Below are 25,945 nucleotides of genomic sequence, written 5' to 3'. Positions count from 1 at the left end.
CTGATGTCTTCTTCGACGATTCCCGCAGTGCGCTGAACCGTGCCATCGGCGCTGACAGCTTGATCTGGGCCTGCTGGCCAGATCGAGCCACCGGCGGTGATGCCCTTGAAATCCAACTCGTTGCGGGGCGTGCCACCGTTACTTGGAAACCACCGTCACCCACCAGGGCGTATGCCGCTCGACCTTGACCGGCAGCGCCGGCAGCAACGAGGCCAGCGCCAGGTCGATGTCGGTCAAGGGGAAGCTGCCGGTCACGCGCAGGTTGGCCACTTCATCGGCTACACCCAAGTGCCCGCTGCGATAGCGGCCAAGCTCGGCGACCAGGTCGCCCAGACGCACGTTGTCCACCACCAGCATGCCGCGGGTCCAGGCATCGGCCCCAGCGGCCACTGGGCTGATCTGGCCCAGGCCATTGGCATTCATCAGCACCTGCTGACCTTCGCGCAAAACTCGCTCATCGCCACTGTTCGACGGCATCGCCGCCACCTGCGACTGCAACACCTCAAGGCGCGTGCCGTGTTGTTCACGCTTGACCAAAAAGCGCGTGCCTAGGGGCCGCAGCCGACCATCGTCGGTGCGCACCATCAATGGCCGCAGGTCCTGATGGCCGGTTTCTACGGAAATCTCGCCCTGATGCAAGACGATCAGCCGTTCGTCACCCTCAAAATCGATATCCACTGCGGTGTGGGTATTGAGGCTCAGCAGGGTGCCGTCTTCCAGGCGCAGGGTGCGCAGTTCGCCGGTAGCGGTGCGCTGGTCTGCCAGCCAGTAGCCGGGCGACAGTGACGGCGCGCCGATTTGCAACAGCAGCGCGCCGACCAGCAGCATCCCTGCCAAGCCGCCGCCCAGCTTGCCAACCCGTCGGCGCAGGCTGACCCGTGACTGCAGCAGGGCTTTACGCGCAGGCCCAGCCGCGGCGCTGACACGCTGGTCGAGCATGCCTAGCTGGCGCCAGGCGCGGGCGTGCTCTTCGCTGGCGGCATGCCAGCGGATGAATTCGCTGCGCTCATCGGGCGAACCGCAGCCTTCGTCCAGGCACAGCTTCCAAGCGATTGCGGCGTCCAGCACCTGGTTCGAAACCGGTGCGGCGCTCACGTCGGCTCCCCGTACAGGGCGATGTAGCACTGGCGCAGGCCTTGGGCCAGGTACTGGCGTACCCGCGAGACCGAAACTCCCAGGCGCTCGGCAATCTCGGCATGGCCCATGCCATCGAGGCGGTTGTGCAGGAACGCGGCGCGAGCCTTGCTCGACAGCTTGCTGAGCAGTCGGTCGATGGCCTTGAGGTCTTCAAGAATCAGGTGTTGGATTTCCGGGGAAGGGTGTTCGGCCTCGGGCATCAGCGACAGCTCGGCCAGGTAGGCCTGCTCCAACGCGGCGCGGCGAAAGTGGTCGAACAACAGGCCCTTGGCCACTGCCACCAGAAATGCACGTGGCTCACGCGGAGTGCTTAGCTGATCGCGGCCGAGCAGGCGCACGAAGGTGTCCTGGCTCAGGTCTTCGGCGCGTTGACGGCAGGCGGTGCTGCGTTGCAGCCAGGCCAGCAGCCAGCTGCGATGATCGCGATACAGCGCTCCGACCAGCTCGGCGTGTGGGCTCTGCGCAGACGACAAGAAACGTTCCCCGGAAACAATGCGTTAACTAACGATAATTATTCGCGATTGTTGCAGAGGCGGGGGGCGTGGCGCAATCGACGCTTATCGGATTGCCATTACAAACCGTGACTGTGGGCCTTGCGCCGGCGCCACTGTTGCAGGCGCAGGTTGAGCTGCAAGGGGCTGTCGAGCTGCTGACGGCGGGCCTGGCTGAGCAGGATCAGCGCGAGTTCTGCGGTGACCTGAGCATCAGCGCTGGCGTTGTGGCGCTCATCGACCTGCAAGCCGAAGCGTGCCACCCAGTCGTCCAGGCTGGCTTCGCGCAACACCGTGTCGGGGTTGAGCATTGGCGCCAGCTCAGCGACGTCGAAGAACGGATGCTGGAGGCGGTAGCCGAGGCTGTCTTTCAGCGCCCTGGCCAGCATGCGCTGGTCGAAGGGGGCGTGGAAGGCCAGCACCGGGCTGTCGCCGATGAACTCCATCAAGTCCAACAGCGCCCCGGCCGGATCGCAGCCTGCGGCCAGGGCGTCTGGTCCCAGGCCATGGATCAGCACGCTGGGGGTGGTCTTCTGTGCAGGGCGGTGCAGGGTACGTTCGAACTGCTGGCTGAAATCGATCGCGCCATCCTCGATGGCTACAGCGCCGATCGACAACACCTGGTCGCGGTTGAGGTTCAGGCCACTGGTTTCCAGGTCGAGCACTACCCAGCGCTGTTCGCGCAGCGACAGCACACTCAGGGCGCTGGGTTTGGCCAGGTTGGCCAAACGCAGGCGCAGGTCGTCGTCCAGTGCCGGCAGGGCTGGGCGTAACCAGGCGAACAGGCTCATAGTTGATACCGCAGGGCCAGGCTGCTTTGCAGACGCTGAGCCTGGCGCAGCGACTCGCGCAGGATGCGTCGGTCCAGGTGATTGAGGCTGTCGGGGTCAACCCGGTTGGAGTAGGGCAAGTTATCTCGGCTCTGGCGCTGGTGCTGCTGCATGCGGGTCTGCTGGATGAAGTGGTAGGCCTCTTCGAACGCTGCGCCATCGAGTTCATCGATGATGCCCTTGGCCACCAGCTGGCGCAGACGCTCGAGGGTGTTGCAGGCGCCAATGCCATTGGCCAGGGCCAGCAGCCGTGCGCCGTCGACGAAGGGCGTCAGGCCCTGGACCTTGAGGTCGAGGGTGGCAGCCTTGTCGTTGCCCTGGCGCGTCAGGACGAACTCGCGCAGGCGGCCCACTGGCGGGCGTTGGCGCAGGGCGTTCTCGGCCATCATGCGCTGGAAGATGCGGTTGTCCTGAACCTGCGCAAGCATGCCCTGGCGCAACTGCTCGCAGGCCTGTTCATCGCCCCAGACCACGCGCAGGTCGAAGTAGATGGTCGAGCCCAGCAGGTTCTCCGGGCTGGCCTCCCTTACGAAGCCGGCGAAGCGCCGCGCCCATTCGCTGCGCGACAGGCACAGCTCAGGGTTGCCGGCCATGATGTTGCCCTTGCACAGGCTGAAGCCACATTGTGCCAGGCACTGATTGATGTACTGGGCCAGGGGCAGCAGCTTCTGGCGGATCGCCTCGGCTTCGGCGCTGTCGGCAGCTTCGAACAGGATGCCGTTGTCCTGGTCGGTGTGCAGGGTCTGTTCGCGGCGGCCTTCGCTGCCAAAGCACAGCCAGCTGAACGCCACCCCCGGATCGCCGCGCTCGGCCAGGGCCAGTTCGATCACCCGGCATACCGTGTGGTCGTTGAGCAGGGTGATGATCTGGGTGATCTGGGTCGAGGAGGCGCCATGGGCGAGCATGCGTTCGACCAGTTGGCCGATTTCGCCGCGCAGAGATACCAGCGTTTCCAGGCGCGGCGCGTGGCGGATCGTTCGCGCCAGATGCACCAGGTCGACGCGTTGCAGGGAGAACAGGTCGCGCTCGGAGACCACCCCACACAAGCGCTGGTTGTCCACCAGGCAGACGTGGGCGATGTGCCGCTCGGTCATGGCCATGGCCGCATCGAAGGCGCTCGCCTCGGGCGCCAGGTAGAACGGCGCTGGGGTCATGTACTGCCCGATCGGCGCGCTCAGCTCAGCGCTGGCATCGGCCACCACCTGGCGCAGGTCGCGCAGGGTGAAGATGCCGATCGGAAAGCGCTGTGGGTCGATGATGACGATGCTGCCGACTTGCTGGTCGTGCATCAGTCGCACGGCATCACGCAACGGCGTGTCGGCGGTGCAGACCACAGGGTGGCGCATGGCCAACTCACCCAGGGGCGTATTCAGCGAGTATTGGGTGCCCAGGGTTTCCACCGCGCGCTGGCGCACCTGCTGGTTGACCTGATCGAGCAGGCTGCTGACCCCGCGCAGGGCGAAGTCGCGAAACGCCTCGGACATCGAGAACAGGCGGATGAACGCGGCCTTGTTCAGTTGCAGGCAGAAGGTGTCTTCGCCGGCCACGTGTTCAGTGCGGGTGGCCCGCTCACCGAGCAGGGCAGCCAGTGGGAAGCACTCGCCGCTGGTAATTTCGAAAGTAGTCTCCACCCCAGGCTTGGTGACGTGCTGGCGCTCGCCGACCACCCGCCCTTGCTTGACGATGTAGAAGTGCTCGACCGGGCCATCGGCGGGCTTGATGATGCTCTCGCCGCTGGCGTGGAAGCGCAGCTGACACTGCTCCACCAGGTAGGCCAGATGGCTGTGTTCCATCTGGTTGAACGGTGGGAAGCGCTGCAGGAACTGCAGGGTGCCTTGGATATTCTGCAGAACCGCAGTTCTGCCAGCCTGGCTGTAGGCGTCCTTTTTACTCATGAACTGACCGCATCGCTATGCCGATCTATATATATCTATCTATATATAGTGATATCGGACTTTGTTGTTCTCGGTCCCCATGGTCGGCTGGCGGCCAGGTTGTGCCCATTGGACGTAAGTCTATGAGGGCATTGGGCCGTTGATACGTGTCAAGAATCCGACGAAAGGCAGTCTGCATGGCGGCGGTTTTGCGGTCCTATCCGGGGCATGAGATTTTTTTGACGAGATGACCATGGCTGAGCATGACGAGATCCTGAGTGACGCCGAGAAAGAGGCGTTGGCCATGGTGACTGCACCCCCGGCTGAAGCGCAGTTGGTGCTGGTAGTGGATGACGACCCGCTGAACAGTGAGGCGTTGGCGCTTTACTTGAAAACCAAGGGGATCGAATGCGTTATCGCTGATGGCGCGCAGGCGGCGTTGAACAAGCTGCGGTGTGAGCCACGTATCGGCCTGATGATCACTGATCTGCGCATGGAGCCAAAGGATGGCCTGGAGTTGATCCGGCAGATTCGTGAGTCGGAGCGGGCGGCGTTGTCGATCATCGTGGTGTCGGGCGACACCAATGTGAAGGAGGCGGTGGATGTGATGCACCTGGGAGTGGTGGATTTTTTGCTCAAGCCGGTGGATCTGGCTCGGTTGCTGGAGCTGGTACGCAAGGAGTTGCGGATCGAGTGATGGGGGGGCTGTTTGAACGCTATCGCGGGGCAAGCCCGCTCCCACGCTGGCCTACATAGGCAGGCCTATAGAGGTAGCGTGGGAGCGGGCTTGCCCCGCGATCTTTTGGCTTACAGCCCGTTACGCGCCTTGAACTCGCGGCGACGACGGTGCAGTACCGGCTCGGTGTAGCCGTTCGGCTGCTTGGCGCCTTCGACCACCAACTCCACCGCCGCCTGGAAGGCGACGTTGTCGTCGAAGTTCGGCGCCATTGGGCGGTACTGGGCATCGCTGGCGTTCTGCTTGTCGACCACCGCCGCCATGCGCTTGAGGCTTTCTACCACCTGCTCCTGGCTGACAATGCCATGGCGCAGCCAGTTGGCCAGCAACTGGGCAGAAATACGCAGGGTGGCGCGGTCTTCCATCAGGCCGACGTTGTTGATGTCCGGCACCTTCGAGCAGCCCACGCCGTGGTCGATCCAGCGCACAACGTAGCCGAGGATGCCCTGGGCGTTGTTGTCCAGCTCGTTGCGGATCTCTTCGGCAGACCAGTTGGTGTCAGCCGCCAGCGGGATGGTCAGGATGTCGTCCACCGAAGCCGGGGTGCGCTTGGCCAGCTCTGCCTGACGCGCTTGCACGTCGACTTTGTGGTAGTGCAGCGCGTGCAGCACTGCGGCGGTCGGCGACGGTACCCAGGCGGTGTTGGCGCCGGCCAGTGGGTGGGCGATCTTCTGTTCGAGCATTGCCGCCATCAGGTCGGGCATGGCCCACATGCCTTTGCCGATCTGCGCACGGCCTTGCAGGCCAGTGGCAAGGCCGACGTCGACGTTGTTGTTCTCGTAGGCGCCGATCCACTTCTCATTCTTCATGGCGCCTTTGCGCACAACGGCGCCGGCTTCCATCGAGGTGTGGATTTCATCGCCGGTGCGGTCGAGGAAGCCGGTGTTGATGAACACCACGCGCTCGGCGGCAGCCTTGATGCAGGACTTGAGGTTGACCGTGGTGCGGCGTTCCTCGTCCATGATGCCGACCTTCATGGTATTGCGCGGCATGTTCAGCACGTCTTCGACGCGGCTGAAGATTTCTGCGGCGAACGCTACTTCTTCAGGGCCGTGCATCTTCGGCTTGACGATGTACAGACTGCCGGTGCGGCTGTTCTTGCGGCTGGTGTTGCCGTTGAGGTTGTGCAAGGCAATCAGGCCGGTGAACAGGCCGTCCTGGATACCTTCCGGGATTTCGTTGCCTTGGGCATCGAGGATCGCCGGGTTGGTCATCAGGTGACCAACGTTACGCACGAACAGCAACGAACGACCGTGCAGGGTTACGCTGCCGCCGTTAGGCGCGGCGTATTCGCGGTCTGGGTTCATGGTGCGAGTGAAGGTCTTGCCGCCCTTGCTCACGCTTTCGGCCAGATCGCCTTTCATCAGGCCCAGCCAGTTGCGGTAGACCACGACTTTGTCGTCGGCATCGACCGCGGCGACCGAGTCTTCACAGTCCATGATGGTGGTCAGCGCCGATTCCATCAGGATGTCTTTGACGCCAGCGGCGTCGGTGCTGCCGACTGGAGTGCTGGCATCGACCTGGATTTCGAAGTGCAGGCCGTTGTGCTTGAGCAGCACGGCGGTCGGCGCTTTGGCGTCGCCCTGGAAGCCGATCAGTTGCGCGTCGTCACGCAGGCCGCTGTTGCTGCCGCCCTTGAGCGCGACCACAAGCTTGCCGGCTTCGATGCGGTAGGCGGTGGAGTCGACGTGGGAGCCAGCGGCCAGTGGCGCGGCTTCGTCGAGGAAGGCACGGGCGAAGGCAATGACCTTGTCGCCGCGGACCTTGTTGTAGCCCTGGCCTTTCTCGGCGCCGCCTTCCTCGCTGATGGCGTCGGTGCCATACAGCGCGTCATACAGCGAGCCCCAGCGGGCATTGGCGGCGTTCAGGGCGAAGCGGGCGTTCATCACCGGCACCACCAGCTGCGGGCCGGCCATGCGGGCGATCTCTTCGTCCACGTTCTGCGTGGTGGCCTGGAAATCGTCGGCTTGTGGCAGCAGGTAACCGATTTCCTGGAGGAATGCTTTGTAGGCTGCGGCGTCGTGGGCCTGGCCTTGGCGCGCCTGGTGCCAGGCGTCGATCTTGGCTTGCAACTCGTCGCGCTTGGCGAGCAGGTTTTTGTTCTTTGGAGCGAGGTCGTTGATGATCTTCTCTGCACCGGCCCAGAACTGCTCGGCGACGATGCCGGTCCCCGGAATGGCTTCGTTGTTGACGAAGTCGTACAGGACCTTGGCGACCTGAAGGCCACCGACTTGAACGTGTTCAGTCATTGCTTGCCTCACTCTGCTCAGCTATTTCGCTCATCGTATTAAGCCTGTAGCGCTTCTCTAAACACGCACCAGTTCATGCCCGAGGGCGGCTGGGTGCGGCCTGCCAGACCAGCCGGCGGGCAATTTGCGTATTTTCACAGGCGCCATGGCAGACATCCAAACGACGTTTTGTAGTCCGCGTCGGGGCATACTACATGAAGCAGCAGGCGAGTGAACATCAGACCAAAAGCGTCGCTGCGCGACCAATTGGTCGCATAGGGTCACGCTGGGAGCCTGTATGTTCGCAAATTATCAGTGGATTGTTCCAGATAAATCTTGAAACAGTACACGATTGGTCGTGCGGATTGCCCTGCGGCAGGTTGCCGCGCCTTGCCTATACTGATTCGATCTCCAGGTTTCACGCCGCGCGCGGCGTGGCATTCAGCAGAGGAACGCGCAGTGGACCACCTCGTATTGACAGTGATCGCCCCCGACAAGGCTGGGCAGGTCGAGCGCATCGCCCAGTGCATCGCCGAACATAATGGCAACTGGTTGGAGAGTCGCATGTCGCGCATGGCAGGGCAATTCGCCGGAATTCTGCGCGTGGCTGTGCCGGCAGAATCCTACGACGAGTTAGTCGAGTCGCTGCAAGCGCTGGGCAAGTACGACATTCGCGTGCTGATTGCCGAGAGCGGCATCGAGCCATCGTGCACCTGGAAGCCGATTGCCATGGAGTTGGTGGGTAATGACCGGCCTGGGATCGTGCGTGACATTACTCGATTGCTGGCCGAGCTTGGGGTGAACCTGGAGCGTTTCACCACTGAAGTACGACCAGCGCCGATGAGTAGCGAGCCGTTGTTTCATGCCGATGCGTTGCTGGCGTTGCCGTTGACGTTGTCCCTGGATGACTTGCAAGGTCGCTTGGAGGCACTGGCGGATGATTTGATGGTCGAGCTCAAGCTGCGGCCGGAAGATTAGTGCTCATTAGGGCCTCTTGGTGCCTGCGACGATAAGAGGTTATCCCTGATTTAAGGGGACGGCCCTGTGGATAACCTGGGGGTTCACCCCGCCAGCCCACGAGCGTCGCAGCCTCCAGCCATCTGCACAAAAAACATCCAGAAATCAGACGCTTGTGCACAAACCACGGGGACGAGGGTGTGGATAACCTCTGGAGATGTCGCTGTAGGCCACGCCAAACGTGGCCTACAGCGATTCGATCAATAATTGATCAGCTACGTTTGCGCAGCGACAGCCAGGCATCAACGCTGTACAGCGCCAACCCTGCCCAAATGAACACGAACGCCAACAAGCTGCTCGACGACAAATGCTCATCGAACAGCAGTACCGCCTGCAGCAACACCAGGGTCGGCGCCAGGTACTGCAGGAAGCCCAAGGTGGTGTACGGCAGATGGCGGGCCGCAGCGTTGAAGCACACCAGCGGCACCAGCGTCACCGGCCCTGCGGCAATCAACCAGAGCGCTTGGCTGGTGCTGAAGAAGTCGCCTTGCACACTGCTCGCAGCCGGGTGCAGGAGCAGCCAGCCAATCGCCAACGGCACCAGCATCCAGGTTTCCACCACCAGCCCAGGCAGCGCCGCTACCGGCGCCTGCTTGCGGATCAGGCCATAGAAGCCAAACGACAGCGCCAGAACCAGCGACACCCACGGCAGGCTACCGACCTGCCATACCTGCTGCGCCACCCCCACCGCCGCCAGCCCAACCGCCAGCCATTGCAGGCGGCGCAGGCGCTCGCCCAGGAGCAGCATGCCGAGCAATACGTTGACCAGCGGGTTGATGTAATAACCCAGGCTGGCTTCGAGCATGCGGCCGTTGTTCACCGACCAGACATAGGTCAGCCAGTTACCGGCGATCAACGCGCCGCTGAGCGCCAGAATCGCCAGCCGGCGGGGGTTGTCGCGCAGCTCGCGCCACCAGCCTGGATGTTTCCACACCAGTAGCAACAGCGAGCCGAACAGCGCTGACCAGAGCACGCGGTGGACGATGATCTCGACCGCCGGCACGCTCTGGATAGCTTTGAAGTACAGGGGGAACAGCCCCCAGATGATGTAGGCGGTAAGGCCCAGGATGTACCCGCGGCGCGGGTTGGCGGCGTGCATGCAGAATCCTTGCTTAGGTAGCTAAATAAAGCGACGCCTATTGTAGACAGACCCTCGCAGGGTTCTAGAACAATTTCAGTGGTTGTTCATCCAGGGCGGCGATCTGCTCACGCAAGGCCAGAATCTGATCGCCCCAATAACGCGGCTGGCCGAACCAAGGGAAGCTGCGCGGGAACGCCGGGTCGTCCCAGCGCCGCGCCAGCCACGCACTGTGGTGCAGCTGGCGCAGGGCGCGCAGCGGTTCGATCAGCGGCAGTTCGCGGGGGTCGAAGTCGTGGAATTCGTTGTAGCCGTCGATCAGCTCGGCCAACTGCCCCAGGCGCTCCTCGCGGCTGCCGGCGAGCATCATCCACAGATCTTGCACGGCGGGGCCCATGCGGCAGTCGTCCAGATCGACCACATGGTAGGCCTCGTCGCGGTGCATCAGGTTGCCCGGGTGGCAGTCACCGTGCAGGCGGATCAGCTGATGGGGAGTGCGCGCGTAGATCGCTTCGACGCGCTTGAGCAGGTCGCGGGCGACCGATTCGAAGGCGGGCAGCAGTTCCTTGGGGACGAAATTGCCTTCGAGCAGGGTGTTCAGCGAGGCATGGCCAAAGTTGTCCACAGCCAGGGTTTCGCGGTGCTCGAAGGGCCGGGTGGCGCCAACCTTGTGCAAGCGGCCGAGCAACTGCCCGAGGCGATAGAGTTGGTCGAGATTGCCCGGCTCCGGGGCATGGCCGCCACGCCGCGGGAACAGTGCAAAGCGAAAACCACCATGCTCGAACAGGCTACGGCCATCGTGCTCGATGGGGGCGACCACAGGCACTTCGCAATCGGCCAGTTCCGCGGTGAAGCTGTGCTCCTCATGAATCTGCGCATCGCTCCAGCGCCCTGGGCGGTAGAACTTGGCGATCAGCGGCTGCTGGTCTTCGATACCCACCTGATAGACACGGTTCTCGTAGCTGTTGAGCGCCAGTACCCGCGCGTCGCTGAGAAAACCGAGGCTCTCTACGGCATCCAGGACCAGGTCGGGGGTGAGGGTGTCGAAAGGGTGGGACATTGGAGCTCCAGAGGGGCGGCGTCGTGGCGACCATGGTATCGCATTCACCTGCGACACATGGGTAATCAGCGCCGGCCCCATCGCGGGGCAAACCCGCTCCCACGCTGCTGTGTAGAGTGTAGGAGCGGGCTTGCCCCGCGAACCGGGCGCGCAGCGCCCGGCCAGGCTACACCGGCACTCCGAGCAAAACGAAGGAGGGATGAAACTGCACCTGCAGCTCACTGCCCGGCCCAACCTTGCGCTGCTGCAGCCAATCAGCCTCAACAAACGCACACAGTGTCTGCCCATTGCCCAATGCCAAGCGCACTTCACTGCTGCCGCCCTCGTCGACCAGCACTTCCTCAATCCTGGCGCGCAGGCAATTACTCCCTGGCTCCGGCGGTTCTTCATCGCCAAGCAGCTGCACCCAACCGGCCTTGAGCAACGCCACCACCATGCTGCCCAAGGCCAATTCCAGGCGCTCAGTGCTGTCGCGGGTAATCAATGCCTCGATCTCCAGCCCGCCGCCCAAGGCCAGGCTGACGCGATCGTGCCGGCCTTCTCGGCGTAACCCGCTGACTTCGCCTTGCAACTGATTGCGCGCACTGGTGCGCAGCATCAGCCGGCCAAGCAAGTCGAGGTCGCTGGTTTGTTCGGCCGCTTCCAGGATTTGCGCCTGCAAGCCTTGCAGGCGTTGGTACAAGCGCAGCACCCGCTCGCCTTCCTCGGACAACCGAGCGCCGCCACCGCCGCGTCCGCCCGTGCTGCGTTCGACCAGTGGCCGACTGGCGAGGTTATTGAGCTCGTCGATGGCATCCCAGGCCGCCTTGTAGCTGATCCCAGCGGCCTTGGCAGCGCGAGTGATCGAGCCCTGTTCGGCGACATGTTGCAACAGCGCGATACGCTGCGGCCGACGGGCGATGTGTTGGGTGAGCACGGTGGGTAAAGACATGGGGGCTGCCAGAGGTACACAAAGTTGCTGCGACGTTGCCGTCCACGCCTTGCCGAGTCAAGCCTGGCCAGGTTTGGGGGTACGCGCCAAGCAGTAGATATCCACCTGCCGCGCTCCGGCCTGGCGCAATAGCTGGGCCAGCGCTTGGGCGGTGGCGCCGGTGGTCAACACATCATCGATCAGCGCCAGGTGTTGGCCTTCGACGTCTGCCTTCGCTGCCAGGCAGAACGCCTGGCGCAGATTGCGCCGGCGCACGCGCGCGCTGAGTAGCTGTTGCGCTGGAGTATCCCGCGTTCGTTGCAGGAGTCGTTCATCGCAAGGGATACCCAACTGCTTCGACAGCCAGCGCGCCAACATCCCCGCCTGATTGAACCCCCGCTGGCGCAGTCGACGTGCGGCAAGTGGTACGGGCAACAATTGGTCAGGCTTCGCCAACCCTTCGGCGTAGCGATGCTGTAGCTCATGCCCCAGCAGTTGCGCCATTAGTCGCCCCAGTGGCCATTGGCTGCGGTGCTTGAATCGGCTGATCAGCGTGTCGATCGGAAAGCCGAAGTGCCAAGGCGCCACGACTTGGCTAAAGGCGGGCGCGCGCCGGCTGCACTGGGCGCAGGTCAAGTCCGCCATCGCTAGCGGCAAGGCGCAGCGCAGACACTGTTCCTCCAACCAAGGCAGCTCGCGCTCGCAGCTGGTGCACAGCGGATAGGCTTGATGCGCCGGTTCATCGCACAGCAAACAGCTATGATCAATATTTGTACACTTGTAAACCAGCTGTCTTATGAGTGGTTGACAGTCCATAGGCCTTCCGTAACTATTGCCGCTATCCGTGATGCGCTGGCGGCTTTGTGGTCCCCGCGCCAGTCAGAGCCTAGATAAGGAAACGCCGATGAGCGCCAGCACAACTGCAACAACACGTCACGACTGGGCCTTGGCCGAAGTGAAGGCACTGTTCCAGCAACCGTTCAATGACCTGCTGTTCCAGGCGCAGACCGTACACCGCGCGCACTTCGACCCAAACCGCGTGCAAGTCTCGACGCTGCTGTCGATCAAAACCGGCGCCTGCCCGGAAGATTGCAAATATTGTCCGCAGTCCGGTCACTACAACACCGGCCTGGAAAAACAGAAGCTGATGGAAGTGCAGAAGGTGCTGGAGGAGGCCGCCCGCGCCAAAGCTATCGGCTCGACCCGCTTCTGCATGGGCGCGGCCTGGAAGCATCCGTCGGCCAAGGACATGCCGTATGTGCTGGAGATGGTCAAAGGGGTCAAGGCCATGGGCCTGGAAACCTGCATGACCCTCGGTCGCCTCGATCAGGAGCAGACCGCAGCGCTGGCCCAGGCGGGCCTGGACTACTACAACCACAACCTCGACACCTCGCCGGAGTTCTACACCAGCATCATCACCACCCGTACCTACAGCGAGCGCTTGCAGACTTTGGCCTACGTGCGTGACGCCGGGATGAAGATTTGCTCGGGCGGCATCCTCGGCATGGGCGAGTCGCTCGACGATCGCGCCGGCCTGCTGATCCAGCTGGCCAACCTGCCAGAGCACCCGGAGTCGGTGCCTATCAACATGCTGGTCAAAGTCGCCGGGACCCCGCTGGCCGAAGAAGAAGATGTCGACCCGTTCGACTTCATCCGCATGCTGGCGGTGGCGCGCATCCTCATGCCTAAATCCCATGTGCGTCTGTCGGCTGGCCGCGAGCAGATGAACGAGCAGATGCAGGCCCTGGCCTTCATGGCGGGAGCCAACTCGATTTTCTATGGCGAGAAGCTGTTGACCACTGCCAACCCGCAGGCCGACAAAGACATGCAACTGTTCGCCCGCCTGGGAATCAAGCCCGAAGCGCGCGAAGAGCACGCCGACGAAGTGCACCAGGCGGCCATCGAACAGGCACTGGTCGAGCAGCGCAGCAGCGAGATGTTCTACGACGCAGCGTCTGCCTGAACATGGCCTTCGACTTGACGGCGCGCCTGGCCGAACGGCGCGCCGCCGACCTGTATCGGCAACGCCCGCTGCTGCAAAGCCCGCAGGGGCCGGAGGTGGTGGTCGATGGCCAACCGCTGCTGGCCTTCTGTAACAATGACTACCTGGGCCTGGCCAATCACCCGGAGGTGATCGCCGCCTGGCGCGCCGGTGCCGAGCGCTGGGGTGTCGGCGGTGGTGCTTCGCACTTGGTCATCGGCCACAGTACCCCGCACCACCAGCTCGAAGAAGCCTTGGCCGAACTCACCGGGCGCCCGCGCGCGCTGCTGTTTTCCACCGGCTACATGGCCAACCTCGGTGCGATTACCGCGCTGGTAGGGCAGGGCGATACCATTTTGCAAGACCGCCTCAACCATGCCTCGCTGCTCGATGGCGGGCTGCTCAGTGGGGCGCGCTTCAATCGCTATCTGCACAACGACCCTGACAGCCTGGCCAAGCGCCTGGACAAAGCGACCGGCAACACCCTGGTGGTCACCGATGGCGTGTTCAGCATGGATGGCGACCTCGCCGACCTGCCTGCACTGGCCGAGACCGCTCGGGCCCGCGGTGCCTGGTTGATGGTCGATGATGCCCATGGCCTGGGCACGCTGGGCGCCACCGGTGCTGGCATCGTAGAGCACTTCGGTCTGGGCCTGGACGACGTGCCGGTGCTGATCGGAACCCTGGGCAAGGCCTGCGGCACGGCTGGGGCTTTTGTCGCTGGCAGTGAAGAACTGATCGAGGCGCTGGTGCAGTTCGCCCGGCCCTACATCTATACCACCAGCCAGCCACCAGCCCTGGCCTGCGCCACGCTCAAGAGCCTGGAGTTGCTGCGCCGCGAAAGCTGGCGCCGTGAGCATCTGGCTGCGCTGATCCGCCAGTTCCGTCAAGGCGCCGAGCAGATCGGCCTGCAGCTGATGGACAGCCCAACCCCGATCCAGCCGATCCTGATTGGCGACAGCGCGCGGGCCTTGCGCCTGTCGCGCATGTTGCGTGAGCGCGGGCTGCTGGTGACGGCCATTCGTCCGCCGACCGTGCCGGCCGGCAGCGCGCGTCTGCGCGTTACCTTGAGCGCCGCGCACAGTGAGGCCCAGGTCCAGCTATTGTTGAATGCATTGGCCGAGTGTTATCCACAGCTGGAGTCCGCCGATGCGTAACCGACTGATCCTCTTGCCCGGCTGGGGCCTGGGCACTGCTGCACTGGAGCCGCTGGCTGCCAGCCTGCGCGCCCAAGACTCACGCCTACAGGTCGAGTTGATGCCGTTGCCGGAGTTGCCCGAGGGCGATGTGCAGGCGTGGATCGACTACCTGGACCGCAAACTGCCCACTGACACCTGGCTGGGCGGCTGGTCGCTCGGCGGCATGCTCGCCAGCGAGCTGGCGCACAAGCGCGGCGACCACTGCTGCGGGTTACTCACCCTGGCCAGCAACCCCAGCTTCATCAGCCGAGCTGACTGGCCCCACGGCATGGCGCCAGACACTTTCGGCACTTTTCTTGATGGCTGCCGCAGCCATCACCAGGTGACCCTGAAACGCTTTCGCAGCCTGTGTAGCGAAGGCGCGCAGATGCCGCGCACTCTGTTGCGCCAACTCGGCGTCGGAGTGCCGGACACCGACCCGCTGTACCTGGCCAGCGGCCTTGAGGTGTTGGCCAAGCTCGATACCCGTACAGCCCTGGAACAGTACGCCGGGCCACAGCTGCACCTGTTCGCCGGGAGCGATGCGCTGGTGCCGGCTGAGGCGGCCAAAGCCTTGAGCGAGTTGTTGCCCGATGTCGAGGTGGGTTTGGTCGAAGAAAGCTCCCACGCCTTCCTGCTGGAATACCCACAGGAGCTTGCGGCGGGCATCAAGAGTTTTTTGCATGAGAGTGGTGATGACTGATCTTTCCCAGCCAAGCCTGCCCGGCAGCTTGCCCGACAAGCGCCAGGTAGCGGCATCATTTTCCAAGGCGGCAGCCAGCTATGACAGTGTCGCGGCGTTGCAGCGGGCGGTCGGCGAGGCGTTGCTCGAACTGCTGCCCGCTGATCTGACGCCGTCGAGCTGGCTCGACCTGGGCAGCGGCACCGGCTACTTCAGCCGCGCCCTGGCCGAGCGTTTTGCCGCAGCACTGGGGGTGGCGGTGGACATCGCCGAAGGCATGCTTGGCCACGCGCGCGGCCACGGTGGTGCTCACTTTCATGTAGCCGGCGATGCCGAGCGCCTGCCCTTGCAGGCAGAAAGCGTCGACCTGGTGTTCACCAGCCTGGCGGTGCAGTGGTGCAGCCAGTTCTCCAGTGTGCTCAGCGAAGCGCAGCGGGTATTGCGCCCAGGCGGTGTGCTGGCGTTCAGCAGTCTATGCGTGGGCACCCTGGAGGAGCTGCGCGCCAGCTGGCAGGCCGTCGATGGCATGGTCCACGTCAACCGCTTCCGCCGTTTCGAGGATTACCAGCGCCTGTGCGGCGAGAGTGGCCTGCACCTGCTTGGCCTTGAGCGCCGCGCCCATGTCCTGCATTACCCGGATGTACGAAGCCTGACCCATGAGCTCAAAGCCCTCGGCGCGCACAACCTCAACCCCGGACGCCCCTCGGGGTTGACCGGGCGGGCGCGGATGCAGGGTTTGTTGCAGGCCTACGAGCAGTTCCGCCAGGCCCAGGGCCTGCCTGCCACCTATCAAGTGGTTTATGGTGTGCTGCGCAAGCCATTGCAGCCTGGGGAGTGACATGAGCAAGGCCTATTTCATCGCCGGAACCGACACCGACGTCGGCAAGACCACCATCGCCGCTGGCCTTTTGCATGCGGCCAGGCTGCAAGGGCTGAGCACCCTCGGCGCCAAGCCGGTAGCGTCCGGGTGTGCGGTGACTGCCAAGGGGTTGCGCAATGCCGATGCGCAGGCGCTGATCGACGAAAGCACGTTCAAGCTGGCCTATGAGCAGGTCAACCCGTTTGCTTTCGAGCCGGCCATCGCCCCTCATCTGGCGGCGCGGGAAGCTGGAATCGCGCTTGGCGTACCTGCGCTGGTGGCAGCTATGCAGGCTGTGCTCAAGCAGGACGCGGACTTCACCCTGATCGAAGGCGCCGGTGGCTGGCGGGTGCCGCTGTCTGATCACGCCAATCTGTCCGATCTGGCGATTGCCCTGAAGCTGCCGGTGATTCTGGTGGTGGGAGTGCGCCTGGGGTGTATCAATCATGCGCTGCTCAGTGCCGAAGCGATCGCTCGGGATGGCCTGCAACTGGCCGGGTGGGTGGCGAATATCATCGAGCCACGGACTTCGCGCTTGGAAGAGAACCTTGCCAGCCTGGCTGAGCGGCTCCCGGCGCCTTGTCTGGGGCGGGTGCCCAAGCTTAAGCAGGCCAGTGGTGCTGCGGTGGCTGAATACCTGCAGCTGGATTTGCTGGATTAGTTTGGACAAGGCTGGGCTGCGGAGTTTGGCGGATATGCCTCGGGTCTATCAGCTGGCACTAGGCTATTAGGGATTTAAACGGGCCTTTTCGCCCTAGGTCTGCTTTAATGAAGCCTGTCCGTTATCCAGCGTCATTGGAGTTTTGACATGGAAATCACCGGTAGCTCTGCCTACTACGCGGGTCTCGGCGCCATTCAGGCCGGGCAGAACCGCGTCGATCAGGCCGCCAGCCAGATCGCCAACCAAAGCGTTGAGCGCAACGCCACCAGCCAGTCCAGCGACTATCAAGCCGAGCGCCTGCGCGCTGTCGATCGCAGTCAGCAAATGGATCTGGCCACCAGCACCGTGCAACTGGCGCTGGGAAAAAACGAAGTCGAACTGGGCGTCAAAGTCGCCAAGGCTTCCGATGAAATGCTCGGCAGGTTCATCGACACCTACGCCTGATTGCAGGTATCAAAACTTTCTCGTGGGAAACGTTCTCGTGGGAGCGGGCTTGCCCCGCGATTGCGCCAGCCCTGATCACGTGGTCGAAGGCTCGGATGTCATCGCGAGGCAAGCCCGCTCCCATGTTTGTTTGGCCGTGGCATAAATGCCCTGTTTCGCGACGTAAATGGCACCATAGTCCCTCCTTGACATTACCGGCCCCTAAACGTAAGTTTCAAACAACTGTTTGACCGAAAGCCACCAAGAGCTGGTCGGTATCAGCGGTCACCCCACCGGACTCCTCAAGAGGTTCATCGCAATGCCTGAATACAAAGCCCCCTTGCGTGATATTCGCTTCGTTCGCGACGAGCTGCTCGGCTATGAAGCGCACTATCAAAGCCTGCCGGGTTGCGAGGACGCCACGCCCGATATGGTCAACGCGATTCTTGAGGAAGGCGCGAAATTCTGTGAGCAGGTGCTGGCCCCGCTGAACCGCGTTGGTGACCTGGAAGGCTGCACCTGGAGCGAGTCGGGCGTTAAAACCCCCACCGGCTTCAAGGAGGCCTATAAGCAGTTCGTCGAAGGTGGCTGGCCGAGCCTGGCCCATGACGTCGACCACGGCGGCCAAGGCTTGCCTGAGTCGCTGGGCCTGGCGGTGAGCGAGATGGTCGGTGAGTCGAACTGGTCGTGGGGCATGTACCCAGGCCTGTCGCACGGCGCCATGAACACCATCTCCGAGCACGGCACCGCCGAGCAGCAAGAGACCTACCTGACCAAGCTGGTGACTGGCGAATGGACCGGCACCATGTGCCTGACCGAGCCGCACTGCGGCACCGACCTGGGCATGCTGCGGACCAAAGCCGAACCACAGGCTGATGGCTCCTACAAAGTGTCCGGCACCAAGATCTTCATTTCCGCTGGCGAGCACGACATGGCCGATAACATCGTCCACATCGTCCTGGCTCGCCTGCCTGATGCCCCAGCGGGCACCAAAGGTATCTCGCTGTTCATCGTGCCCAAGTTCCTGCCGACCGCCGATGGCGGCGTGGGCGAGCGCAATGGCGTCAGCTGTGGTTCGCTCGAGCACAAGATGGGCATCCACGGTAACGCCACCTGCGTAATGAACTTCGACAGCGCCACCGGCTACCTGATCGGCCCCGCCAACAAGGGCCTCAATTGCATGTTCACCTTCATGAACACCGCTCGCCTGGGTACCGCGCTGCAAGGCCTGGCCCACGCTGAAGTGGCGTTCCAGGGTGGCTTGAAGTACGCCCGTGATCGCCTGCAAATGCGCTCGCTGACTGGCCCCAAGGCTCCGGACAAGGCCGCTGACCCGATCATCGTCCACCCCGACGTGCGGCGTATGCTGCTGACCATGAAGGCCTTCGCCGAAGGCAACCGCGCGATGGTCTACTTCACCGCCCAGCAGGTCGATATCGTCAAGTACAGCCAGGATGAAGAGGCCAAGAAAAAGGCCGACGCCCTGCTGGCGTTCCTGACTCCGATCGCCAAGGCGTTCATGACCGAAGTCGGTTTCGAAGCCGCCAACCACGGTGTGCAGATCTACGGTGGCCATGGCTTCATCGCCGAGTGGGGCATGGAGCAGAACGTGCGCGACAGCCGTATCTCGATGCTGTACGAAGGCACCACCGGCATCCAGGCCCTGGACCTGCTCGGGCGTAAGGTGCTGATGACCCAAGGCGAAGCGCTCAAGGGCTTCACCAAGATCGTCCACAAGTTCTGCCAGGCTCAGGAAGGCAATGAGTCGGTCAAGGAGTTCGTCGAGCCACTGGCGGCGATCAACAAGGAATGGGGCGAGCTGACCATGAAGATCGGCATGGCCGCCATGAAGGACCGTGAGGAAGTCGGCGCCGCTTCGGTCGACTACCTGATGTACTCCGGCTACGCTTGCCTTGCGTACTTCTGGGCCGACATCGCCCGCCTGGCCGCTGAGAAACTGGCTGCTGGCACCAGCGAAGAGGCGTTCTACACCGCCAAGCTGCAGACTGCGCGCTTCTACTTCCAGCGCATCCTGCCACGTACCCGCACCCACGTCGCAGCCATGCTGTCCGGCGCTGGCAACCTGATGGCGATGGACGAAGAGCATTTCGGCCTGTCGATCTAAGCCCAGCGGCTGTACGAAAAACCGCCTGCCCTCACCGGCAGGCGGTTTTTTGCTTTTAGCACTACAAAAATCCTGTGGGAGCGGGCTCGTCCCGCGATGGCGCTTGCCCAGACAGCACCGTTGAACCTGCTGACGCTATCGCGGGCAAGCCTGCTCCTACAGGCGCTGTTGTATCTGGTAACGAGAAAACCTCAAGGAGCAGGGCCAATCTGCCGTTAAACACCCGGTGTATTCATCTATTCATGTGCGCTGCCGATGAACTAAAGGCACAATGCCATTATTGATCTGCCGGGTCGGAGATTACCCTTGTTTCAACTATCCGCTGTACGCGTGAGCCATTTCCTACCGTCGCTGGTGTTGCTGGTGTCGGGGCTCGCGGCGGCTTACGTGCGAGACCTCAGCGTCTTCTTCACGTCGCTGTTCAATGTCCTGCCCACCTTGGTCCTGTTGCTGGGCGGTGCCTACTGCGCGGTATACCGCCGCCAGCGGGAACTGTTCCTGATGGTCACGGTGTACATCGCCTACTTCTTGCTCGATACCCAGACCGACTTCTACCGCGATAACGGTCGGGTACGTGAAGACGCCGCCGTCATCTTCCATCTTGTGTGCCTACTGTTGCCGGCATTGTTCGGCTTATTCGCGGCTTGGCAGGAGCGCACCCATCTGGCCCAGGACATGCTGGCCCGGTTCGCCGTGCTGTTCGCGGTCGGCAGCGTAGCGGTGGCCCTTGAGCAGAGCTTTCCGGACGCCCTGCTGGCCTGGCTGGCAGAGATTCGCTGGCCCTCGCTGCATGGTCAGTGGATGAGTCTGATCCAGTTGGCCTACCCACTGTTCTTCGGCGTGTTCATCTTGTTGGTGGTGCAGTACCTGCGCCAGCCACGGCCACTGCATGCGGCGCAGATCATTGGTCTGATCGGTATTTTCTGGATGCTGCCCAAAACCTTCATCCTGCCGTTCACCCTGAACATCATGTGCAGTCAGGTGATGCTGATGATCGCGGCGGCGGTTTCCCACGAGGCCTACCAGATGGCCTTCCGTGACGAGCTGACCGGCCTGCCGGGTCGTCGCGCCCTGAACGAGCGGATGCAGCGCCTTGGCCGCAACTATGTGATCGCCATGACCGACGTCGATCACTTCAAGAAATTCAACGACACCCATGGCCACGATGTCGGTGACCAGGTGCTGCGCCTGGTCGCCAGCCGCCTGTCCAAAGTCACCGGTGGCGGTAGGGCTTATCGCTACGGGGGCGAGGAGTTTGCCTTGGTGTTCGCTGGCAAGACCGCTGAGGAGTGCATGCCGCATCTGGAAGCGGTGCGCGAGATGATCGCCAACTATGCTATCCAGCTGCGTGACCAGAACAATCGCCCGCAGGATGATTCGGCAGGGCGCCAGCGCCGTGCTGGTGGGGCCAACAGCACGGTGTCGGTGACCATCAGTATTGGTGTCGCCGAACGCCTGGTAGATCACCGCAACCCAGAAGCGGTGCTCAAATCGGCGGATGAAGCGCTCTACAGCGCTAAAGGTGCAGGGCGCAATTGCGTGATGATGTTCGGTCAGCAATCGCGGCGCGGGGCGGTGCGAATGGCGTGACCATGGATGACTTATTGGTCATGTGATGACCCTATGTCTCGCAAAAGTTGTTCGGTTACACTGCCCTCATCCCAGTGCCGCGGTCCTGCGTGACCGCCCCGACCCTACTAGCGAGAGGTTGTCATGGCTGACTATAAAGCGCCCCTGCGCGATATGCGCTTCGTTCTCAATGAAGTCTTCGACGTGGCCACGCTCTGGTCGCAGCTGCCCGAACTTGCCGAGGCGGTCGACCAAGACACGGCCATGGCCGTGTTGGAAGAAGCGGGCAAGGTCACCAGCAAGTCCATCGCGCCCTTGAGCCGCTCTGGCGATGAAGAGGGCTGCCATTGGGACAACGGCGCAGTGCGCACCCCAGCCGGTTTCATCGATGCCTACAAGACCTACGCCGAAGGCGGTTGGGTCGGCGTTGGCGGCGACCCGCAGTTCGGCGGCATGGGCATGCCCAAGGCGATCTCGGCCCAGGTCGAGGAAATGGTCAACGCCTCCAGCCTGGCCTTCGGCTTGTACCCGATGCTGACGGCTGGCGCTTGCCTGTCGATCAATGCTCACGCCAGTGAAGCGCTGAAAGAGCAGTACCTGCCGAACATGTATGCCGGCGTTTGGGCCGGCTCCATGTGCCTGACCGAGCCCCATGCGGGCACCGATCTGGGGATTATCCGCACCAAGGCCGAGCCCCAGGCCGACGGCAGCTACAAGGTCAGCGGCACCAAGATCTTCATCACCGGCGGTGAGCACGACCTGACCGAGAACATCATTCACCTGGTGCTGGCCAAGTTGCCAGATGCCCCGGCTGGGCCCAAGGGCATCTCGCTGTTCCTGGTGCCGAAGTTCCTGGTCAATGCGGATGGCAGCCTGGGCGCGCGCAACCCGGCCACCTGCGGCTCGATCGAGCACAAGATGGGTATCCAGGGCTCGGCTACCTGCGTGATGAACTTCGACGAGGCGGTCGGTTACCTGGTGGGTGAGCCCAACAAAGGCCTGGCGGCGATGTTCACCATGATGAACTACGAGCGCCTGGGTGTGGGCATTCAGGGCCTGGCTTCGGCCGAGCGCTCTTACCAGAACGCCGTCGAGTACGCCCGCGACCGCCTGCAAAGCCGCTCGCCCACTGGCCCGCAGGCCAAGGACAAGGTGGCCGATCCGATCATCGTCCATCCGGATGTGCGGCGCATGCTGCTGACCATGAAGGCACAGATCGAAGGTGGCCGAGCGTTCTCCACCTATGTCGCGATGCAGTTGGACAGCGCCAAATACAGTGAAGACCCCGTCACCCGCAAACGCAGTGAGGAGCTGGTTGCGCTGCTGACCCCGGTGGCCAAGGCCTTCCTCACCGACCTGGGCCTGGAGTGCACCGTGCACGGCCAGCAGGTGTTCGGCGGCCACGGCTACATCCGTGAATGGGGCCAGGAGCAGCTGGTGCGCGATGTGCGCATCACGCAGATCTACGAAGGTACCAATGGCATTCAGGCCCTCGACCTGATGGGGCGCAAGGTGGTGGGCAGCGGCGGCGCGTTCTATCGCCTGTTCGCTGACGAGATTCGTCAATTCATCGGTACTGCCGGGGCAGATCTGGGCGAGTTCACTCAGCCGTTGGGCGCTGCCTTGGAACAGCTCGATGGGCTGACTGAGTGGGTACTGGAGCAGGCCAAGGCTAATCCGAACGAGATTGGTGCGGCGTCGGTGGAGTACCTGCACGCCTTTGGTTATGTCGCTTACGCCTATATGTGGGCGTTGATGGCGCGGGCTGCCAAGGCGGGTGAGGGGGATGAAGCGTTCTATGGCGCCAAGCTTGGCACTGCGCGGTTCTACTTTGCCCGATTGCTGCCGCGGGTGGATTCGCTGGTGGCTTCGGTGAAGGCCGGGAGTGAGTCGCTGTACCTGCTGGATGCTGCGCAGTTTTGATAATTCTGGGTCCGCTGCGCGGCCCTTCGCGGGACAAGCCCGCTCCCACAGGTACGGCGGCGCCCGTCAGAGCGGCGCTATCCCTGTGGGAGCGGGCTTGTCCCGCGAAGGGCCGCAAAAGCGGACCCAAGATTAGGGCTGACAAAAAATGACTTACATTTGTAAGCATTCTCTTACGCAACGTGGTGACTTTTCGCCTCTTTCATAAGATTGGATCCACGGTTAATCTTTCTTACATGGACGGAGCGTAGGAAGCGCAAAGGACAGAACAGGGACACGTAGGAATTCCTGCCAGGGTGGCGGGACGATAGGGATGTCAGGGAAACAGTCTGGAAAACCCCGCTTCGGCGGGGTTTTCTTTGTGCGCGTGTTTTTATCCCAACACGTCCAATGGCGAAACGCCCAGCGCACGGGCGTCGGTTTCTTCTTCCAGCAGCGTGCGCAGCAGCTCCACAGACGCCTGCTGGCGCTGGGCATCGCGAAACACCAAACCCACCTTGAGCGGTACTCGTGGCTCGCTCAGCGGCTTCCACAGCAGCTCCTGATCGTCTTCGGCAGCATCCTTGGCCCGCCCCGGCAGAATGGTCGCCAGCGAAGTGTGCGCCAGGCTGTCGAGAATCCCGCCCATGTTGTTCATCTCGGCCTGCACCTGCGGCCGCCGCCCCTGGTTGGCCAACTGTTCTTTCCAGATCTGCCGGATCTGAAACTCCTCGCCCAGCATCAGCATGGGCAATTCGGCGGCTTGTCTGATCGAGACCTTCTTGAAGTCTTTCAAGGGATGGGTATTGGGGATGACCAGCTGCAGCTCATCTTCGTACAGCATCAAACCATGCAAGCCGGGCTGTCGTGGCGGCAGGTAGCTGATGCCGATGTCCAGGTTGCCATTGAGCAGCCGCCGTTCGATCTCCAGCCCCGACAGTTCATAGATCTGCACGACCAAATGCGGCTGGGCCTTGCGTACCCGCTCCAGCAACTGCGGCACCAGGCTTGGCCGCACGGTCTGCAGCACGCCGATGGCCAGGGTGCGCAGCGACTGGCCCTTGAAGTTGCGCATGGCCTCATGCGCCCGCTGCAAGCCATCGAGCAGCGGCTGCGCATGGTTGTACAGGGTGTGCGCGGCAAGGGTCGGCAACAGGCGCTTGTTACTGCGCTCGAACAGGCTCAGGTCGAGGCTGTGTTCCAGCTGCCGGATCTGTTGCGACAGGGCGGGTTGCGACAGCGACAGGCGCTCGGCGGCACGGCCCACGTGGCCTTCCTCGTACACCGCGACGAAATAGCGCAGTTGGCGAAAATCCATAAGTAACACTTATCGAAAAAGCTGGAAAAACGAAATGGCCGCGTGGCCGCTAAGCCCCTAGTCTATCGCCGTATTCAAGCGCTACACAGCGATCATTTGACCGATTGTTACCGCTGATGAAAAACACTTTTGATAGGCAAGGCAAAAAGATCGGTTTAGGCCTGATCAATACTTTCCGGCATATGACCGGACCTTGACCGCCATCTTGCGTGATGAGTTGGAGCCCTGATGAACCTGTTCAACCTGCGCCGCTCGGCCGCTGTCGTTGCCGAGCCCAAGCGTGCAGCGGCAATCGAGCCGCAGGCGGCAACGTTGTCTCGCGAGCGGTTGATGCCGAGCGCCGAGCGCGCGCCGCAGGTGTTCGTGCGTGGCCAGGGTTCCTGGCTGTGGGACGACGACGGCCATGCTTATCTGGATTTCACCCAGGGCTGCGCGGTCAACAGCCTCGGCCATAGCCCCAGCGTGTTGGTCAAGGCACTGGGTAACCAGGCCCAGGCGTTGATCAACCCCGGTGCGGGCTTTCACAGCCGAGGGTTGCTGGAACTGGTCAATCGCCTGTGCCAGAGCACCGGCAGTGATCAGGCGTACTTGCTCAACAGTGGCGCCGAGGCCTGCGAGGGTGCGATCAAGCTGGCGCGCAAGTGGGGCCAGCTCCATCGTAACGGCGCCTACCACATCATCACTGCCAGCCAGGGCTGTCATGGTCGCAGTCTGGGCGCGCTGTCGGCGTCCGACCCGCTGCCTTGCAACCGCTGCGAACCCGGTCTGCCGGGCTTTAGCAAGGTGCCGTTCAACGACCTGGCAGCGCTGCATGCTGCGGTCGACTCGCGCACTGTGGCGATCATGTTGGAGCCTATCCAGGGCGAGGCCGGGGTCATCCCGGCCACTCGTGAGTACCTCAAGGGGGTCGAGCAGCTGTGCCGCGAGCTGGGCATCCTGCTGATCCTCGACGAAGTGCAGACCGGCATTGGTCGCTGCGGCGCCTTGTTGGCCGAGCAAACCTACGACGTGCGTGCCGACATCATCACCCTCGGCAAAGGCCTGGGTGGCGGCGTGCCGCTGGCGGCCTTGCTGGCCCGGGGCACTGCCTGCTGCGCCGAACCTGGCGAGCTGGAAGGCAGTCATCATGGCAATGCGCTGATGAGCGCCGCGGGCCTGGCGGTATTGCGCACGGTGCTCGAACCGGGGTTCTTCGAGCACGTCCAGGACAGTGGCCGGCACCTGCGCGAGGGCTTGAGCCGCCTGGCCGGCCGCTATGGCCAGGGCGAGGTACGCGGGCAAGGCTTGCTGTGGGCGTTGCAGTTGCAAGAAGACCTGGCTCAGGAGCTGGTCGAGGCGGCGCTGCACGAAGGCTTGTTGCTCAATGCGCCGCAGGCGGATGTGGTGCGCTTCTCTCCGGCGCTAACCGTGAGCAAAGGCAATATTGACGAGATGCTGCTGCGCCTGGCTCGGGCTTTCGCCCGCCTGCATGCACAGCAGCATAACCGCCGCGAGGTGCCGGCCTGACCGGCCACCCGGGCATACAGAATTTCAACGAACCGTCTCGCGTTCCTGCGCATCGCCCTTGGCCTGCTTCATTTGGCCCGGGGCGTTTTTTTACCTGTCGATTGTGTGTGGAACCTCTGGGCAGGGCGGCTAGTCTCTGTTTAAACCCTTTCACGGAGAGACCTGCATGGACTTCATTCGCATCATCATCGCGATTCTTCTGCCGCCGCTGGGGGTATTCCTTCAGGTTGGGTTTGCCGGGGCGTTCTGGCTGAATATCTTGCTGACCCTGTTGGGCTACATTCCCGGCATCGTGCACGCGGTGTACATCATCGCCAAGCGCTGAGTCAGCACGCGTGACTTCGCAGGCACAGCGCGGTTCCCGTAGGGGCTGGCTTGCC

23 protein-coding genes are annotated in these 25,945 nt (G+C 62.8%); 13 read left to right on the top strand and 10 right to left on the bottom strand.

Features of this window, described 5'->3' with window-relative positions; genetic code table 11:
* Window positions 1-138: 138 nt before the first annotated feature.
* From AAZU54_RS16400 to AAZU54_RS16385, 4 genes are all read right to left on the bottom strand, one after another.
* Window positions 139-1,095: a FecR domain-containing protein gene (locus tag AAZU54_RS16400; RefSeq protein ID WP_434727403.1), complete on the bottom strand. Its 957-nt coding sequence runs from the start codon at window positions 1,093-1,095 to the stop codon at window positions 139-141.
* Entirely contained in the window at window positions 1,092-1,610 is a 519-nt protein-coding gene (locus AAZU54_RS16395) for an RNA polymerase sigma factor (RefSeq protein ID WP_186552727.1), read from the bottom strand. The genes AAZU54_RS16400 and AAZU54_RS16395 overlap by 4 nt, the downstream gene beginning before the upstream one ends.
* Before the next feature lie 98 nt (window positions 1,611-1,708).
* Entirely contained in the window at window positions 1,709-2,419 is a 711-nt protein-coding gene (locus tag AAZU54_RS16390; RefSeq protein ID WP_186552726.1) for a 3'-5' exonuclease, read from the bottom strand.
* Window positions 2,416-4,353, bottom strand: coding sequence for a putative nucleotidyltransferase substrate binding domain-containing protein (locus AAZU54_RS16385; RefSeq protein ID WP_186552725.1), 1,938 nt, complete (start codon window positions 4,351-4,353; stop codon window positions 2,416-2,418). Before AAZU54_RS16385 ends, AAZU54_RS16390 begins: the two co-directional genes overlap by 4 nt.
* A gap of 232 nt (window positions 4,354-4,585) precedes the next feature.
* Between AAZU54_RS16385 and AAZU54_RS16380 the strand changes: the two genes are divergently transcribed.
* A complete protein-coding gene (locus AAZU54_RS16380; RefSeq protein WP_434727402.1) occupies window positions 4,586-5,029 on the top strand; it encodes a response regulator in 444 nt (147 codons plus the stop codon).
* A gap of 110 nt (window positions 5,030-5,139) precedes the next feature.
* Here AAZU54_RS16380 and AAZU54_RS16375 read toward each other — a convergent pair whose 3' ends face one another.
* Window positions 5,140-7,317 (bottom strand): malate synthase G, encoded by a 2,178-nt coding sequence (locus tag AAZU54_RS16375; protein WP_312152402.1) that lies wholly within the window; start codon window positions 7,315-7,317, stop codon window positions 5,140-5,142.
* 438 nt (window positions 7,318-7,755) lie between these two features.
* Between AAZU54_RS16375 and AAZU54_RS16370 the strand changes: the two genes are divergently transcribed.
* Entirely contained in the window at window positions 7,756-8,274 is a 519-nt protein-coding gene (locus AAZU54_RS16370) for a glycine cleavage system protein R (RefSeq protein ID WP_186552722.1), read from the top strand.
* A 250-nt stretch (window positions 8,275-8,524) separates the two neighbouring features.
* Here the strand turns inward: AAZU54_RS16370 and rarD are convergent, their stop codons facing one another.
* The 4 genes from rarD to AAZU54_RS16350 form a co-directional block, all read right to left on the bottom strand.
* Window positions 8,525-9,412: an EamA family transporter RarD gene (gene rarD / locus AAZU54_RS16365; protein WP_186552721.1), complete on the bottom strand. Its 888-nt coding sequence runs from the start codon at window positions 9,410-9,412 to the stop codon at window positions 8,525-8,527.
* A gap of 64 nt (window positions 9,413-9,476) precedes the next feature.
* Window positions 9,477-10,451 (bottom strand): serine/threonine protein kinase, encoded by a 975-nt coding sequence (locus AAZU54_RS16360; protein WP_186552720.1) that lies wholly within the window; start codon window positions 10,449-10,451, stop codon window positions 9,477-9,479.
* 166 nt (window positions 10,452-10,617) lie between these two features.
* On the bottom strand, window positions 10,618-11,382 hold the full coding sequence (locus AAZU54_RS16355) for a TOBE domain-containing protein (RefSeq protein ID WP_405129048.1): 765 nt from the start codon (window positions 11,380-11,382) through the stop codon (window positions 10,618-10,620).
* A 57-nt stretch (window positions 11,383-11,439) separates the two neighbouring features.
* Window positions 11,440-12,177 carry a ComF family protein gene (locus AAZU54_RS16350; RefSeq protein ID WP_186552718.1) on the bottom strand — a complete coding sequence of 246 codons (738 nt, stop codon included), beginning with the start codon at window positions 12,175-12,177 and terminating at the stop codon, window positions 11,440-11,442.
* Between the two features lie 88 nt (window positions 12,178-12,265).
* Between AAZU54_RS16350 and bioB the strand changes: the two genes are divergently transcribed.
* The 9 genes from bioB to AAZU54_RS16305 all read left to right on the top strand — a co-directional run bounded on the left by bioB (window position 12,266) and on the right by AAZU54_RS16305 (window position 22,762).
* Entirely contained in the window at window positions 12,266-13,324 is a 1,059-nt protein-coding gene (bioB, locus tag AAZU54_RS16345; protein WP_186552717.1) for a biotin synthase BioB, read from the top strand.
* Window positions 13,325-13,326: 2 nt separating this feature from the next.
* Complete coding sequence (gene bioF / locus AAZU54_RS16340; protein ID WP_186552716.1) at window positions 13,327-14,499, top strand: 8-amino-7-oxononanoate synthase; 1,173 nt, start codon at window positions 13,327-13,329, stop codon at window positions 14,497-14,499.
* Entirely contained in the window at window positions 14,492-15,223 is a 732-nt protein-coding gene (locus AAZU54_RS16335) for an alpha/beta fold hydrolase (protein WP_312153489.1), read from the top strand. Before bioF ends, AAZU54_RS16335 begins: the two co-directional genes overlap by 8 nt.
* Window positions 15,216-16,040 carry a malonyl-ACP O-methyltransferase BioC gene (gene bioC / locus AAZU54_RS16330; RefSeq protein ID WP_186552714.1) on the top strand — a complete coding sequence of 275 codons (825 nt, stop codon included), beginning with the start codon at window positions 15,216-15,218 and terminating at the stop codon, window positions 16,038-16,040. Before AAZU54_RS16335 ends, bioC begins: the two co-directional genes overlap by 8 nt.
* Window position 16,041: 1 nt before the next feature.
* The gene (gene bioD, locus AAZU54_RS16325; RefSeq protein WP_434727401.1) at window positions 16,042-16,722 is read left to right on the top strand and encodes a dethiobiotin synthase; all 681 of its coding nucleotides are present in this window, start codon (window positions 16,042-16,044) and stop codon (window positions 16,720-16,722) included.
* Window positions 16,723-16,869: 147 nt separating this feature from the next.
* Window positions 16,870-17,166 (top strand): pyrroloquinoline quinone biosynthesis protein PqqE, encoded by a 297-nt coding sequence (locus AAZU54_RS16320; RefSeq protein WP_186552712.1) that lies wholly within the window; start codon window positions 16,870-16,872, stop codon window positions 17,164-17,166.
* Between the two features lie 298 nt (window positions 17,167-17,464).
* The gene (locus AAZU54_RS16315) at window positions 17,465-19,270 is read left to right on the top strand and encodes a phenylacyl-CoA dehydrogenase (RefSeq protein WP_186552711.1); all 1,806 of its coding nucleotides are present in this window, start codon (window positions 17,465-17,467) and stop codon (window positions 19,268-19,270) included.
* Window positions 19,271-19,576: 306 nt separating this feature from the next.
* Complete coding sequence (locus tag AAZU54_RS16310; RefSeq protein ID WP_264235330.1) at window positions 19,577-20,860, top strand: GGDEF domain-containing protein; 1,284 nt, start codon at window positions 19,577-19,579, stop codon at window positions 20,858-20,860.
* A gap of 123 nt (window positions 20,861-20,983) precedes the next feature.
* A complete protein-coding gene (locus AAZU54_RS16305; protein WP_186552709.1) occupies window positions 20,984-22,762 on the top strand; it encodes an acyl-CoA dehydrogenase C-terminal domain-containing protein in 1,779 nt (592 codons plus the stop codon).
* A gap of 373 nt (window positions 22,763-23,135) precedes the next feature.
* Here AAZU54_RS16305 and AAZU54_RS16300 read toward each other — a convergent pair whose 3' ends face one another.
* Window positions 23,136-24,059: a LysR family transcriptional regulator gene (locus AAZU54_RS16300; RefSeq protein WP_264235332.1), complete on the bottom strand. Its 924-nt coding sequence runs from the start codon at window positions 24,057-24,059 to the stop codon at window positions 23,136-23,138.
* Window positions 24,060-24,287: 228 nt separating this feature from the next.
* Here AAZU54_RS16300 and AAZU54_RS16295 point away from each other — a divergent pair, with 228 nt between their 5' ends.
* Window positions 24,288-25,565 carry an aspartate aminotransferase family protein gene (locus AAZU54_RS16295; protein WP_186552707.1) on the top strand — a complete coding sequence of 426 codons (1,278 nt, stop codon included), beginning with the start codon at window positions 24,288-24,290 and terminating at the stop codon, window positions 25,563-25,565.
* A 166-nt stretch (window positions 25,566-25,731) separates the two neighbouring features.
* Window positions 25,732-25,890, top strand: a complete 159-nt coding sequence (locus tag AAZU54_RS16290; RefSeq protein ID WP_033727371.1) for a YqaE/Pmp3 family membrane protein — start codon at window positions 25,732-25,734, stop codon at window positions 25,888-25,890.
* Window positions 25,891-25,945: the final 55 nt, after the last annotated feature.

Source organism: Pseudomonas sp. Je.1.5.c, from assembly GCF_051129895.1.
Classification (GTDB): domain Bacteria; phylum Pseudomonadota; class Gammaproteobacteria; order Pseudomonadales; family Pseudomonadaceae; genus Aquipseudomonas; species Aquipseudomonas urmiensis.
Note: the sequence above shows the minus strand (reverse complement) of the source record. Positions and strands in the feature narration are given on the sequence as shown.

Excerpts from the sequence above, each read along its gene's own strand:
- AAZU54_RS16305 (WP_186552709.1), top strand. The coding sequence starts at position 20,984 with ATGGCTGACTATAAAGCGCCCCTGCGCGATATGCGCTTCGTTCTCAAT.
- bioD (WP_434727401.1), top strand. The coding sequence starts at position 16,042 with ATGAGCAAGGCCTATTTCATCGCCGGAACCGACACCGACGTCGGCAAG.
- bioF (WP_186552716.1), top strand. The coding sequence starts at position 13,327 with ATGGCCTTCGACTTGACGGCGCGCCTGGCCGAACGGCGCGCCGCCGAC.
- AAZU54_RS16385 (WP_186552725.1), bottom strand. The coding sequence starts at position 4,353 with ATGAGTAAAAAGGACGCCTACAGCCAGGCTGGCAGAACTGCGGTTCTG.
- bioB (WP_186552717.1), top strand. The coding sequence starts at position 12,266 with ATGAGCGCCAGCACAACTGCAACAACACGTCACGACTGGGCCTTGGCC.
- AAZU54_RS16320 (WP_186552712.1), top strand. The coding sequence starts at position 16,870 with ATGGAAATCACCGGTAGCTCTGCCTACTACGCGGGTCTCGGCGCCATT.
- AAZU54_RS16350 (WP_186552718.1), bottom strand. The coding sequence starts at position 12,177 with ATGGACTGTCAACCACTCATAAGACAGCTGGTTTACAAGTGTACAAAT.
- AAZU54_RS16290 (WP_033727371.1), top strand. The coding sequence starts at position 25,732 with ATGGACTTCATTCGCATCATCATCGCGATTCTTCTGCCGCCGCTGGGG.
- AAZU54_RS16360 (WP_186552720.1), bottom strand. The coding sequence starts at position 10,451 with ATGTCCCACCCTTTCGACACCCTCACCCCCGACCTGGTCCTGGATGCC.
- AAZU54_RS16300 (WP_264235332.1), bottom strand. The coding sequence starts at position 24,059 with ATGGATTTTCGCCAACTGCGCTATTTCGTCGCGGTGTACGAGGAAGGC.
- rarD (WP_186552721.1), bottom strand. The coding sequence starts at position 9,412 with ATGCACGCCGCCAACCCGCGCCGCGGGTACATCCTGGGCCTTACCGCC.
- AAZU54_RS16355 (WP_405129048.1), bottom strand. The coding sequence starts at position 11,382 with ATGTCTTTACCCACCGTGCTCACCCAACACATCGCCCGTCGGCCGCAG.
- AAZU54_RS16390 (WP_186552726.1), bottom strand. The coding sequence starts at position 2,419 with ATGAGCCTGTTCGCCTGGTTACGCCCAGCCCTGCCGGCACTGGACGAC.
- AAZU54_RS16335 (WP_312153489.1), top strand. The coding sequence starts at position 14,492 with ATGCGTAACCGACTGATCCTCTTGCCCGGCTGGGGCCTGGGCACTGCT.
- AAZU54_RS16315 (WP_186552711.1), top strand. The coding sequence starts at position 17,465 with ATGCCTGAATACAAAGCCCCCTTGCGTGATATTCGCTTCGTTCGCGAC.
- bioC (WP_186552714.1), top strand. The coding sequence starts at position 15,216 with ATGACTGATCTTTCCCAGCCAAGCCTGCCCGGCAGCTTGCCCGACAAG.
- AAZU54_RS16375 (WP_312152402.1), bottom strand. The coding sequence starts at position 7,317 with ATGACTGAACACGTTCAAGTCGGTGGCCTTCAGGTCGCCAAGGTCCTG.
- AAZU54_RS16295 (WP_186552707.1), top strand. The coding sequence starts at position 24,288 with ATGAACCTGTTCAACCTGCGCCGCTCGGCCGCTGTCGTTGCCGAGCCC.
- AAZU54_RS16380 (WP_434727402.1), top strand. The coding sequence starts at position 4,586 with ATGGCTGAGCATGACGAGATCCTGAGTGACGCCGAGAAAGAGGCGTTG.